At 45.7% G+C, this 12,447-nt stretch carries 12 protein-coding genes and 1 riboswitch; of the genes, 11 read left to right on the top strand and 1 reads right to left on the bottom strand.

The annotated features are described in order from the left end of the window. The first annotated feature begins 242 nt into the window (after nucleotides 1-242). The 11 genes from AB4138_RS10350 (at nucleotide 243) to thiM (ending at nucleotide 10,307) form a co-directional block, all read left to right on the top strand. Complete coding sequence (locus tag AB4138_RS10350; protein WP_372305928.1) at nucleotides 243-1,340, top strand: ElyC/SanA/YdcF family protein; 1,098 nt, start codon at nucleotides 243-245, stop codon at nucleotides 1,338-1,340. A 107-nt stretch (nucleotides 1,341-1,447) separates the two neighbouring features. Then, nucleotides 1,448-1,699: a DUF2999 family protein gene (locus AB4138_RS10345; protein ID WP_004731647.1), complete on the top strand. Its 252-nt coding sequence runs from the start codon at nucleotides 1,448-1,450 to the stop codon at nucleotides 1,697-1,699. Nucleotides 1,700-2,117: 418 nt separating this feature from the next. Beyond that, nucleotides 2,118-3,146, top strand: a complete 1,029-nt coding sequence (locus AB4138_RS10340; protein WP_136974469.1) for a DUF4382 domain-containing protein — start codon at nucleotides 2,118-2,120, stop codon at nucleotides 3,144-3,146. A gap of 174 nt (nucleotides 3,147-3,320) precedes the next feature. Beyond that, nucleotides 3,321-4,049 carry a helix-turn-helix domain-containing protein gene (locus AB4138_RS10335; RefSeq protein ID WP_372305925.1) on the top strand — a complete coding sequence of 243 codons (729 nt, stop codon included), beginning with the start codon at nucleotides 3,321-3,323 and terminating at the stop codon, nucleotides 4,047-4,049. Nucleotides 4,050-4,134: 85 nt separating this feature from the next. Beyond that, entirely contained in the window at nucleotides 4,135-5,052 is a 918-nt protein-coding gene (locus tag AB4138_RS10330) for a DMT family transporter (protein WP_372305922.1), read from the top strand. Between the two features lie 98 nt (nucleotides 5,053-5,150). Further along, nucleotides 5,151-5,262, top strand: a riboswitch (TPP riboswitch). A 98-nt stretch (nucleotides 5,263-5,360) separates the two neighbouring features. After that, nucleotides 5,361-6,245 (top strand): bifunctional hydroxymethylpyrimidine kinase/phosphomethylpyrimidine kinase, encoded by an 885-nt coding sequence (gene thiD / locus AB4138_RS10325; protein WP_372305920.1) that lies wholly within the window; start codon nucleotides 5,361-5,363, stop codon nucleotides 6,243-6,245. Continuing rightward, complete coding sequence (locus AB4138_RS10320; RefSeq protein ID WP_372305917.1) at nucleotides 6,235-6,993, top strand: ABC transporter ATP-binding protein; 759 nt, start codon at nucleotides 6,235-6,237, stop codon at nucleotides 6,991-6,993. Before thiD ends, AB4138_RS10320 begins: the two co-directional genes overlap by 11 nt. Next, the gene (locus tag AB4138_RS10315; RefSeq protein ID WP_050646627.1) at nucleotides 6,986-7,801 is read left to right on the top strand and encodes an ABC transporter permease; all 816 of its coding nucleotides are present in this window, start codon (nucleotides 6,986-6,988) and stop codon (nucleotides 7,799-7,801) included. Before AB4138_RS10320 ends, AB4138_RS10315 begins: the two co-directional genes overlap by 8 nt. A 46-nt stretch (nucleotides 7,802-7,847) precedes the next feature. Further along, nucleotides 7,848-8,804, top strand: coding sequence for an ABC transporter substrate-binding protein (locus AB4138_RS10310; protein ID WP_017086372.1), 957 nt, complete (start codon nucleotides 7,848-7,850; stop codon nucleotides 8,802-8,804). An 8-nt stretch (nucleotides 8,805-8,812) separates the two neighbouring features. Continuing rightward, nucleotides 8,813-9,493, top strand: a complete 681-nt coding sequence (tenA, locus tag AB4138_RS10305; RefSeq protein ID WP_372305914.1) for a thiaminase II — start codon at nucleotides 8,813-8,815, stop codon at nucleotides 9,491-9,493. Between the two features lie 28 nt (nucleotides 9,494-9,521). Next, on the top strand, nucleotides 9,522-10,307 hold the full coding sequence (gene thiM, locus AB4138_RS10300) for a hydroxyethylthiazole kinase (RefSeq protein ID WP_372305911.1): 786 nt from the start codon (nucleotides 9,522-9,524) through the stop codon (nucleotides 10,305-10,307). 129 nt (nucleotides 10,308-10,436) lie between these two features. On the opposite strand, the gene AB4138_RS10295 is transcribed toward thiM, so the two are convergent. After that, complete coding sequence (locus tag AB4138_RS10295; protein WP_372305908.1) at nucleotides 10,437-12,380, bottom strand: methyl-accepting chemotaxis protein; 1,944 nt, start codon at nucleotides 12,378-12,380, stop codon at nucleotides 10,437-10,439. Nucleotides 12,381-12,447: the final 67 nt, after the last annotated feature.

Below are 12,447 nucleotides of genomic sequence, written 5' to 3'. Positions count from 1 at the left end.
GATAGGGCGTATGAAATCCGCAGTCAGATATTCCAACAAAAACGTTGAGCACTGGTTCAAACCAGAATTATCTGGATGCACAGGCTTATTGGTAAGTTCAAAATCATGATCTGCTGCCACACCTTATGCAACAAATGAATATAAACGTCAGAGATTAAGGTGTGCTTCACGGTTTTTTAATCTTAGGGACTTACATTGGTGAGCAAATCTGATGTGAACACTTAACGACACAGGATCTTTTCATGAAAAAGAACATTATCGCCCTCGCTCTTGGTGGCATGCTGGCTTTTGGCGCAACACCTTATTCTTTTGCTGCTAACGACGGCGCAGTACAGGCTTCTGCGGATTACGCGCAGTTGGTGACTAAGCGACAAGTTGTCGACCAATTACTTCTTGATGCGTTGCAGGCGTTTAAGTCTCCGGCAAGAATTTCTCACGCGGGCTTTACGGCTAAAATGCCAAGCAACATGGAAATTGTGACTAACCGATTGTTAGAAGCTTACCAACTAGAACCTTACCGTACTGATTTGCTTATCTCGGCAGCGAACGCTCAGATCTACAACAAGAATGCAGAGCGCGCTATTGAGCTGTTTGAGCAAGCGCTGACGGTTGCACCAGACGATGTTGATCTTCATGCTTACCTTGCGGTTTGGCAGCGATTTGAAGGCAATGAAAGTGAATCCAATAAGCACATGGAGAAACTGGAAAGCCTGAACAAAGGTAAAGCAGAAGACATCAAACGCATTTTTGCTACGGTCGACCGCGTGTTAGAAACACCGTTGAAAGAGTCTGCGGATAAAGGCTTGCTTGATCATCATGGCGCGATTGTCACTTTGGGCTATGCGCTTAATCCAGACGGCTCTATGCATCAAATTTTGGTTGAGCGTCTTGAGACAACATTGGCGATGGCTAAGGCGAACTCAGATGCGATGATCGTGTTAACGGGTGGCGTGCCCAAGAACCACAAGACTGAAGGTAAGTTAATGGCGGATTGGCTTATCGAGAAAGGGGTAAGCAAAGATCGCATCATCGAAGAGAATTACGCGACCAGCACGGTAGGCAATGCCTTATTCAGTAGCTACGCACTTGCTCGCCATGATATTAAGCACGCGACCATTATTAGCTCGGCAAGCCATGTTCGTCGTGGTCAAACTCTGTTTGAAATCGCTAGCTGGCAAACCGGCCCTCAGGGCATTACTTTTGATACGGTTTCTTACCCAGACAAGCCACTCGCAGATCTTAAGAAGGCGAGTGATGGTGAGCTACTAGGTATCTACCGAGATGCGCTTAGAACCTATGGTATGTGGAGCTACCGCTCTTACCCATTAGAGTCTCGCTAGGCTTAGGGTTACTTCACAGTAGGCAAAGTATAAGTTGCTAGTACAATCGAGCACAGCTAGATGGTATGCTGTGCTCCTACTTAATTTAGTGTTTCAAAGGCAAAAAAATGAACCCGATTTTAGCAATGTTGAAAGAGAACAATATTAGCGACGAGCAGATCAGCGAGCTATTCAAGACGTTGACCGAGAACCCTCTTGCAGCAATGGCGACGATCAGCCAACTTGGCTTACCACAAGATAAACTTCAAATGCTGATGGGCCAGGTAATGCAAAACCCTGCGCTAATCAAAGAAGCAGTTGAAGAGCTTGGCCTAGATTTTTCTAAGGTTGAAGCCGCTAAAGAGCAACTTCAAAAATAAGCGAATTTGAATGAGCTAAGATCGAATTAGCTTAATCAAAATTCAATGAAAAGGTCGTTTAAGTTCAGCAACAGGCTGTCTTAACGGCCTTTTTTGATCTTGGTGGCGATTATTCACTTTGATCAAGTTGCTTTCAATCCCTGCTTCCCATTTTCTACTCAACGACTATTTCAACACAATTGACAGCACTTTTGCCAAACATGCGTTGCTACTGACAATTTACTTACTAGACTTAATTAACCTATGTGCGACTTGATATGTGCACCTTGATGAACAGTGTTTTTTGGATGAGGAATGCCCTGAATAGTAGGGATCATCAAACAATAGCGCTGTTTATTTATGGGTCACAACAAGAAAAAGAATAAGAGGGCACTCAAATAAGCCCTTTATTGAGCAGTGATTTTATAGGAAATGAGTTATGAAATATTTAAAGGAAACGGCTTTAGCTAGCCTTGTGTTGGCCGGGCTTGTTGGTTGTGGCGGAGACTCAGGATCATCAAGCAGTACGACACCCATTACCTTGAGTGTGAGTGATGCGCCCGTCGATGATGTTAAAGATGTGACGGTGACATTCAGCAAGGTAGCTTTACTTCCGATTCAGGGAGGTACAACGCTAGTGTATGACGTGTATAAAACGGACGAAAACGGTGATTACGTTGATGAAAATGGCGACCCGTTGCCAGACGGTGAAGATCCTATTCCATTAAGTGTCAATTTATTGGATTACCAAGGAAGCGATGCACTTCCTTTGATTGAAAACGAGGTAGTTCCAGTAGGTAGCTATAAACTATGTGTGTTTGCGAATGATGGCGATCACCCGACACATCCATCTTATGTTGTAGAAAACGATGACTCGATTCGTGAGTTAACGGTGAAAGGTAATGGCGCGTGCCCGCAAGGTGTTGGTAAAGAAGATAACGCTGGCGTGCTTTACTTTAATGATTCATTTAATGTGAACCAACAGAGTAACGATTTTGTTGTCGAGTTCGATCTTCGACGTGGCCTAAAGAACAGTTCGACTTTCCCTGATTACACTATTCAAAGAACGTCTGTAAGCCTTATCAATACGGTTGAGACAGGAAACATTGAAGGTACTGTTTCGAGTACCACTTTTGAAGCTTGTAACCCTACAAATGATAATACTTATGTTCAGTCGGTGTACTTGTATGAAGGTAATGTCGACAAAGCTGACATGGCGCCTATTGGCGGTTCCGATGAGGTGAAGCCGATTACTTCAGCATCAGTGGCAATGAATGAAGCACAGACTAACTATGAGTTCTCTCTGGGATTTATTGATCCAGGTACTTACTCATTGGGTTATACCTGTACCGCGCAACACGACAGTGATGAAGACAATGCTGATCCGGTTGCTGATGGTTTTGACATTTATGAAGTTCAAAATAGTGTTCAGGTAGTGGTTGGTCAGGATAACCAAGTATCGTTTTAAATCTTTGACGTGATTAAGCATTCGAATAAAAACGGCCTCTCATTTAGAGGCCGTTTTTGATCATGTCACCTAGTTAGCATGAATTTGATGATCATTGAGTGTGACTCTAGGGAAGTGATAATGTAACTTTGTATCTCTTACTTTAACCTAGCGAAATGTACTCCGGCGTTGCTCATGAAATCTAGCTTAAGCATTCGATCTTACACCAAGCAATTTAATACCCATGCTCATGATGACCATCATCAACTGGTATTGCCGATCCAAGGCAGTATTAATATCGAAATGGTGGGGTATGTCGGTAAAGTGGCGGTGGGCGAATGTGTGGTGATTCCGGTAACCACAGCACATGCGTTTAAAGCGGACGAAGCAGCGCGGTTTATTGTCGCGGATATGGCTGTGTTGCCTCTGCATTTGTTAGAGCACGAGCTCTCGGTTTTCACGATAACGCCACCTTTGATGAGCTTCTTGTTGTTTGTTGAGAAGCAGCTGGAATATCAGGTCGATAGCGGTATTGAGTCATCCATCTTGGATGTGTTTTCACTGCTGTTAGAGCAACAACAAGTGAGCAAGAGCATCGACCCAAGAATCCGCGCTGTACAAAGGCTGATAGCGGATAATTACACACAACCATTATCCATTTCGCAACTTGCAGAAACGGCTTGTTTGAGCCCCACTCAATTCAAAAAACGCTTCAAAGAATGTCTGGGTATCAGTGCGCTTAAATACATCACTCGCTATCGTATGGAGAAAGCCCAAGCCTTGTTAACTCATACCGATTTACCGGTTCAATTGATTGCTGAAAATGTGGGCTATAGTGATGTGTCTGCTTTCAGTCGTCGCTTCTCTCAGCACTTTGGCATGTCTCCAAGGGCGTTTCTAGGCTCAATGAAAGACAGTCTTTAGAAACAACAATAGCGTCCTTTCGGCAAACTAACTTTTATCAATCTTCACTATTATCTATTTCAGAACTGAAAATTGGGTAATAGAAATGAATCTTGCCATCAATCGCGTTAACGAATTCCAAACGGGCACTTTAGCCATCTTGTTTGCTTCTATTTTATGGGGCACGACAGGCACCGCCGCAAGTTTTGCGCCTGATCTAAGCCCATTAGCGATTGGTGCTTTTTCAATGGGCGTCGGCGGCTTAATGCAAGCAGTCTTGGCGTATCGAAAGATCTTATCTTCACTTGATAAGCTTTTGCTCAACAAAAAGTTTTTAGCGGCGAGTGCGCTGGCTTTGGCGATCTATCCTCTGGCTTTTTACTCTTCGATGAAGTTATCGGGTGTCGCAATGGGCACAGTGGTGTCGATAGCTACTGCTCCTTTCTTTTCTGCACTTTTAGAGTGTCTTATTAGCAAAAAGAATAATATCAACAAACGTTGGTTAACGAGCTTTGCCATTGGCGTGGTTGGTATTGGGCTACTGGTATTTTCAGAATCATCATCAGCGAATGATTCTGGTGACGATCTGAAGCTTTTGGGCATTGGATTAGGGTTGATTGCTGGGTTGTGTTACGCCATTTATTCATGGGCGACAAAAGCTCTGATAGACGAAGGCATTAAGTCGCAAGCAGCGATGGGCAGCATATTTGGGCTAGGAGCGATGTTGCTACTGCCAACGCTTTGGTTTACGGGGGATAACTTGTTCGCATCGAATACCAATATATTGGTGGTGAGTTACTTGGTGTTACTTCCTCAATGTTTAGGCTATATCGCTTTCAGTTTTGGGCTACGCCATGTCACAGCGAGTAGCGCCAACTTGATTACCTTACTTGAGCCAGTCGTTGCCGCCGTGTTGGCCGTGTGTATTGTGGGTGAGCTTATTCCATTGGTTGGATGGCTAGGTATGTTCTTGATAGTGATGTGTTTATTCATCCAATCTCAGCCAACTAAAAAGCCATTATAAGTATTTGTTAAAACGGGATTAATTGAATTAAATTCATGCGTGATTCTTATAATTGAATAAAATGAGTATCTCAGTTGCGAGAGTGCTGTTACTATCGTTATCAATAGTCGGGGGGCATATACCTTAGTTGGTGTTTGCTGAGATCGTTATTCGAGACCCGTTGAACCTGATTCAGTTAACACTGGCGTAGGGAACTATGATTACTTTGCCTACGTGGTTCAACAATGATCTCTCATTGCTTTCACCTCCACACTCTCTTTGCGGCCAAAGTTCGGTTCTTTTACGTCTTTTAGACAGTAGGAGCGACCATGACACAGCATTCCAATTCTCAAGTATCACCTAACAGCACTCAAACACCAGAAAACCAATCTTCTTCGATCAATACTCCGATTGTTTTGACCATTGCGGGTTCTGACAGTGGTGGTGGCGCGGGCATTCAAGCTGATATTAAAGCCATGTCTGCAACGGGTAGCTTCGCTTGTTCGGTAATTACCGCGATTACATCTCAGAACACCCAAGGCGTGTCCGCTATATTTCCAATCCCACTAGAGCATGTCGCTAGTCAGTTAGATGCAGTGTTTACCGATTTGAATATCGTGGCGGTAAAAGTCGGCATGTTGGCGGATTCGCAAATCATCAAAGTCGTTGCAGACAAAATCAAACAATACCAACCAAAACACTTGGTAATTGACCCTGTAATGGTCGCGACAAGCGGCGACCTTCTTCTAGAAAACTCTGCTATCACTACGCTAAAACAAGAGCTGATTCCGCTCGCCGACATTATTACCCCTAACTTACCTGAAGGCGCGGCGTTAACAGGCAAGCCGGTACCTGAAAGCGAAGCCGAAATGCAGGACATGATTGAAGATCTGCGCGCTTTAGGTGCTAAAGCCGTTCTGCTAAAAGGTGGTCATCTAGAGAAAGATGAAAACAGCAATGACTTACTGATTCTACCAACTGCATCTGCTGTGATTAGCGCGAAGCGTTTTCCTACCAAAAACACTCATGGCACGGGCTGCACGCTCTCTTCTGCTATTGCTTCTTTCTTGGCTCAAGGCAACACGCTCCCAGAGGCTGTAGACCTGGGTAAACAATACATTTCACGCGCGATTGCCCATGCTGACGAGTTGAAAGTCGGTCAAGGTCATGGCCCAGTAAATCACTTTTTCGCTGGGCACGGTAATGTCCGTTAATACGGTTGGCGTTCAACTTAGCAATGCGACGTTGCGTTACCGAGATAGCGAGCACGCGACCCTGTCGGGGCTGTCACTTAACTTAAGCGCAGGTAAGTGGACAGTGCTACTTGGACGCAGTGGTTGTGGGAAAACGACGGTATTGTGTTATTTGGCAGGTTTGTTGGAAGACAAGGTGGAGTGGCAGGGTACATTGGCAACGTCTGATGAACTGCCTCTAACTGATCGTATCGCATACATGGCACAGCAAGATTTGTTACTGCCATGGTTGTCGGTTATCGACAATGTTTGCCTAAGTCATCGTTTTCAAAATCCAGCTTCTGATAAAGCACTACAAACCAATCAAGCACTAGAGTTGCTCGCTGCGGTTGGTTTGGCTGATCACGCGTCTACTATGCCAAATCAATTGTCTGGCGGTATGCGTCAGCGTGTTGCTTTGGCTCGCACTTTAATGCAAGACAAACCAGTGGTACTGATGGACGAGCCTTTCTCTGCGCTGGATGCGGTAACAAGACACAAGCTGCAAAGTTTAGCGTGTGAACTGTTAAGAGATAAAACCGTTGTGTTGATTACTCATGATCCACAAGAAGCGGTGCGCTTGGCGGATAATTTGTATGTGTTGCAAGGCACACCTGCGAATGCTCAGTTTTTATCTGTGCCTCTCACATCAACACCACGAGTGTTAGACGGTGAATGCGCTGAGTTACAACAAGCGATCTTAGATCAGTTGGAGCGTGATTATGAATGATCTAACGCGGAGCGAAACTGTGGCTCGTTCAACCGACATACAGGTTAGCACTGAACTTCCTCGCCAGATGAATCCCGTTATGCGTTTGCTTATCAGCAGTGCTGTGATTCTCGGTTTATGGCAAATGGTGGTCGTTATCTTCGAGATGCCGAGCTTCATTCTTCCCGCTCCGGCAGAAGTCTTTTTAAAGTTGATTGAACGTTACGATGTGTTACTCAAACACACTTGGGTGACTGCGCAAGAGATCTTACTTGGCTTGCTACTCGGTTTGTCGATGGGGCTATTTTTCGCCCTGCAGATGTTGATGTTCGAACCACTAAAACGCTGGCTGTTACCTATCTTAATCGCTAGCCAAGCGATTCCTGTGTTTGCGATTGCTCCAGTATTGATGTTGTGGCTTGGCTATGGCATCGCCTCAAAAGTGGTGATGGCGGCGATCATTATCTTCTTCCCTGTAACTACCTGTTGCTACGACGGCCTGCGAAATACTCCGACGGGCTATCTTGATCTTGCTAAGACCATGGGTGCATCGAAATGGCAATTGTTGCGTTATATCCAACTGCCTGCTGCGCTGCCAACACTGGCGTCTGGCATTCGTGTAGCGGTGGTTATTGCCCCAATTGGCGCGGTCGTCGGGGAGTGGGTGGGTTCGAGTGAAGGGCTGGGTTACCTAATGCTACAGGCCAACGCACGCATGATCATAGATGAGATGTTTGCTGCCTTGTTCATCTTGGCGGTGCTGTCTATCTCGCTCTACTTCGTTACAGATAAATTACTCAAAAAAGCTATCCCTTGGGAAAACCAATGATGGCTTCGCTCAACACAATAATAATATTCAAAAGGAAAGGTTAACCGTGAAAAATACAAAATTGATAGGTGCAGTGGCACTGCTTGCTTCGTTAGTTTCAGGTCATGCTCTAGCGGACTCTGAACAAAAGAAACTGACATTGATGTTGGATTGGTTTGTGAACCCGAACCACGGCCCGATTGTGATCGCTCAAGAGCGTGGCTACTTTGCTGACCAAGGCCTAGAGGTTGAAATCCAAGAACCAGCAGACCCAAGCACGCCAGCGAAACTGGTCGCAGCAGGTAAGGTCGATTTAGCGGTAACTTACCAACCAAGTTTAACTATGGATGTGGCAGCGGGTCTTCCTTTGGTTCGTGCATCAACCCTTATCGCTACGCCACTGAACACACTAATGGTACTGGATAATGGCAAGAACGATTCGTTAGCGGATCTGAAAGGCAAGAAGATCGGTATTGCGATCGCAGGAAACGAAGAAGCAACAATTGGCACCATGTTAGCGCAAGAAAATGTTGCGTTTACCGACGTGCAAACCATCAATGTGGGTTGGGCACTTTCATCTTCATTGGCATCGGGCAAGGTAGATGCAATCTGGGGTGGTTTACGTAACTTCGAAACTAACCAATTAGCCCTTGAAGGCTTTAAAGCAAAAGCGTTCTTCCCAGAAGAGCACGGTGTGCCAGCTTACGATGAGCTGATCTTTGTTGCGAACGCAAAGCAGCACGATGATGAAGCGATCAAAGCGTTCAACAAAGCATTAGAGCAAGCGACCACTTACATCGTGAACCACCCACAAGAGTCATGGAGCGAGTTTGTTGCGTATTCACCAGATACGTTGAACAACGAACTTAACCAACGCGCATGGAATGACACGCTGACTCGTTTTGCACTTCGCCCTTCAGCGGTTGATCTAAAACGTTACGACGATTACGCACAGTTCATGTTCGACAAAGGCATCATCAAATCACTACCAAAAGCCGCTGACTACGTACCGACTTTTGACTAAGGAATCTTATGAAATACCAAGACTTAATCCAAGCCTGTCAACAAGATTGGCAAGAGTACACTGAGCACGCTTTTGTTAAAACGCTGGCAAACGGCACTCTTGCTCAGCCGTGTTTTATGCATTATTTGAAGCAAGATTTTCTGTTCTTGAAGCAGTACGCTCGCGCTTATGCGTTGGCGATTTACAAGGCAAAAACACTGGCTGATATGCGTCGTGCACTGCCAAGTGTTCATGCTCTGCTAGATTCTGAAATCTCTCACCACGTGACTTACTGTGGTCAGTGGGGTTTAACCGAATCTGACCTAGAAAACGAACCGGAAGATTTCGGTACAGTTGCTTACACGCGCTATGTTTTAGATGCGGGTATGACGGGTGATCTCGTCGACTTATATGCGGCACTGGCTCCGTGTTCAATTGGTTACGCTGTGATCGGTAAAGCGCTGTTAGAAAGCAGTGATACTGTTTTGGAAGGCAACCCATACGCAAGCTGGCTACAGCTTTACGGCGGTGAAGAGTTCCAGTCTGGCGTAGCAACGGGCGCGGAATACTTCAATCAACTGCTTGCTGAAATTGATATCAACAGCGAGCGCGGTCAGAACATCGTTCATATTTTCAAAACCGCAACGCGTATGGAAGTGGCTTTTTGGCAGCAAGGTCTGAATGCACTTAATGACTCAACAGCGGCTTAGAGCGACTTTCACGAATAAGGATTTATCCATGCTAACTGAACAAATTATCCAATCGTTGCGCGCAGTACGAGAGCAAAAGCCACTGGTGGTGAACATCACCAACTACGTCGTGATGAACAATACGGCCAATGCGTTATTGGCGATTGGCGCTTCGCCTATCATGGCGCACTCGCAGCAAGAACTGGCTGAGATGATGTCTTTCTCTGGCGCGCTTGTGATTAACATTGGCACGTTAGACAGTGTTTGGACGCCAAGAATGTGTTTTGCTGTTGAGCAAGCGAACGCGAACAACAAGGTGGTGGTTCTTGACCCTGTGGGTTGTGGTGCAAGTACGCTGCGAACTGAGACTTCTCGTGAAATCGCACGTTTAGCGGATAAGTTGATCATTCGTGGTAACGCGTCTGAGATTATCGCGTTAGCGGGTGAGCAAGCACAGAGCAAAGGCGTTGATGCACTAGATAGCAGTGATGCTTCATTAGGCGCAGCGCAATGCTTAGTGGCTGAATATGGCGCAAATGTGGTGATTTCTGGTGAGACGGATTACGTTGTCACCAAAGACAGTGTTGTGACGTTAAACAATGGTCATCCAATGATGCCGTATGTGACAGGCATGGGCTGTACTTTAACAGCATTGACGGGCGCATTTGCTGCTATTGGTGATGACAGTGGTTTGGCGGCAGCAGCGGTATTAGGTGTGGTTGGTGAAATCGCAGCTGAAAACTCACGCGGCCCGGGTGGCCTGCAAATGAACTTGCTTGATGAGTTGTACCAGTTAGATGAAGAGACTCTGATTCAACGATTGAAGATTCAGTAGGGTTAACCGAACTCTAAGCCACAAGCCTAACTTAAATCTCTTTAGATAAAGAAAAGCCCCCGACACTTATGTGCTGGGGGCTTTTTATTATTGCTTTGGAACTGTGCCAGCTGTGTATAGACTGGCTGGCTAGGTTCTAAATCGATTCACTTGGCTCTCTAGGTGGTGAGCAACCTCAGTTAAGTCGCTGGCTGCACCTGAAATGCTGCTGACTGATTCTTGGTTACTTTGCGCGATGGTGTTTGCACCTTGCGCGTTCTCACCAAGTGATTTAGTGAGACGATCCTGCTCATCAACTGACACTGCGATTTGGCTGTTGGCTTGGTTCAGGTCTTGGATGTGTTGATTAATCACATGTAAATTCTGAGAAGCTTGCTGCGCCTGCGTTGAAGCGTCTGAAACCGTGCTGTGGCTCTCTTTGATAGACTCTAACGCATCTTTAGCGCCACGTTGTAGTGAGGTGATGAGCTCATCAATCTGGCTAGCAGAGTCTTGGGTACGTTTAGCGAGCGTTCTTACTTCATCGGCTACTACTGCAAATCCGCGACCTTGTTCACCTGCGCGCGCAGCTTCAATAGCCGCATTCAATGCCAACAGGTTGGTCTGCTCAGAAACGCCTTTGATTACTTCAAGAATGGCACCAATGTTCATCGACTCTTTATGTAGGTCGGTCACTTTTTGGCTGCTTACCTGCATGCTTTCATCGGCGCTACCAATTTCATGCAGTGTCTTATCTACTTCTTTCAGTCCCATCGCCACATTCTCGGTGGCTTGGTTGGCAACTTGAGACGCGTGGTTAGCACTTGCCGCAATTTCTGATGTGCTGGAAGCTAATTGATCAACGGCAGAAGAGATATTGATCATTTCACTGTTCAATTGTGTTGCGTTGGTCGAGCTGTTATTGGTCACTTGATTGAGTGACTCCGACATCTCACCAATACGCACGCTAGAACGGTTCACTTGGCCAACAATATCGCGCAGAGATTCAATGGTGATCTCCATATTAGTCAGCAGTTCGCCAATCTCATTTTTGCTCTCAATGTTCACTTCCACATTCAGGTTGCCCTGAGAAAGCTCGTTGGTGATCTGTTTAACTTGTGCGATGCCTTTAGTAATAGAGCGAGTCACCAACACGGCGCTCGTCATGCCAATAACTAAAGCCACACCCGTCAGCAATATGATGATTTGAATCGAGCGCTTTTCGCTGGCTTGCAGTTCTGGTGTTAATGCTTGTTTCTGTTGTTCTAGAATGCTCTGAGCATCAGCTACCGAAATCGCTAAGCTGTCACCAATAGAGGCGAGGGTAGCGGTTCTTTGCGTGTTCTCAATCATCTGTTGGTGAACTTGCTCAAAGCCTTTCGCGTACGCTTCCCGTTGGTTAGAGAAATCTTCAATCAATTCACTTTGATAAGGAGATGATTTAAGAGATTCAATATCGCCTTCTATACCTGGCAGAGCATATTCAAAAATGTCTTTACCAGCTTCATAGTTTTTGAGGTCGTTGTTGTTTGAGTAACTCAGCACTGTGATCTTGGCGGCGAGGAAGTTCTCCATCAACATGCCCGCATATAAGCTCGCGTTTGGATCGTTGTTGTTGTAAGACTCATACAACAAGCTCTGAGCAGCTTTCAGTGCGTTGGTTTCTCGTGTGACCATTTCCACGTTCACTAACTGGTCAATGAGCAGTTGGCTCTGTTTCATTGAACCATAAGCCGCATCAAACGCTGCGACGCTGTCTTGCACTAATTTCAGGCTCGACAAGCTATCAGTATTGGTGGTGGTTTGGATTAAGTTGTTCAGCAGTTCATCAATCGCAAGTTTGCTCGATTGATAATTCGCTTCGTATTGATCATCCAATGACTCTAAGTAACGTTCAGAAGCTAAACGCATCTGAAGAAAGTGCACTTGAATGTTGCCTGACAATGTCGCCTTGTGGCTGAGTTCACTGTACTGGCTAAAGCCGTTCGACAAGGTTTGAATACCTTTGTAACTCACAAGGCCTGAAATGACGAAAAAGAGCAAGCAGATGGCATAACCCAGCTTGATCTTGAGCGCTATAGAAAGGTGGCGCATAACTATCCCTATATTTACCTGATTCCTTCACTGTGGAGTATTTCATAAAACAGCGTTCTGGGCATGC

Origin of the sequence: Vibrio sp. 10N.286.52.C3 (genome assembly GCF_041468865.1) — a bacterium.
Lineage (GTDB): Bacteria > Pseudomonadota > Gammaproteobacteria > Enterobacterales > Vibrionaceae > Vibrio > Vibrio crassostreae_C.
Note: the sequence above shows the minus strand (reverse complement) of the source record. Positions and strands in the feature narration are given on the sequence as shown.

Bases quoted from the DNA above. Each gene is read 5' to 3' on its own strand.
- thiD (WP_372305920.1), top strand. From the start codon at position 5,361: ATGACACAGCATTCCAATTCTCAAGTATCACCTAACAGCACTCAAACA.
- AB4138_RS10350 (WP_372305928.1), top strand. From the start codon at position 243: ATGAAAAAGAACATTATCGCCCTCGCTCTTGGTGGCATGCTGGCTTTT.
- AB4138_RS10345 (WP_004731647.1), top strand. From the start codon at position 1,448: ATGAACCCGATTTTAGCAATGTTGAAAGAGAACAATATTAGCGACGAG.
- AB4138_RS10335 (WP_372305925.1), top strand. From the start codon at position 3,321: ATGAAATCTAGCTTAAGCATTCGATCTTACACCAAGCAATTTAATACC.
- AB4138_RS10340 (WP_136974469.1), top strand. From the start codon at position 2,118: ATGAAATATTTAAAGGAAACGGCTTTAGCTAGCCTTGTGTTGGCCGGG.
- AB4138_RS10320 (WP_372305917.1), top strand. From the start codon at position 6,235: ATGTCCGTTAATACGGTTGGCGTTCAACTTAGCAATGCGACGTTGCGT.
- AB4138_RS10295 (WP_372305908.1), bottom strand. From the start codon at position 12,380: ATGCGCCACCTTTCTATAGCGCTCAAGATCAAGCTGGGTTATGCCATC.
- thiM (WP_372305911.1), top strand. From the start codon at position 9,522: ATGCTAACTGAACAAATTATCCAATCGTTGCGCGCAGTACGAGAGCAA.
- AB4138_RS10330 (WP_372305922.1), top strand. From the start codon at position 4,135: ATGAATCTTGCCATCAATCGCGTTAACGAATTCCAAACGGGCACTTTA.
- AB4138_RS10315 (WP_050646627.1), top strand. From the start codon at position 6,986: ATGAATGATCTAACGCGGAGCGAAACTGTGGCTCGTTCAACCGACATA.
- tenA (WP_372305914.1), top strand. From the start codon at position 8,813: ATGAAATACCAAGACTTAATCCAAGCCTGTCAACAAGATTGGCAAGAG.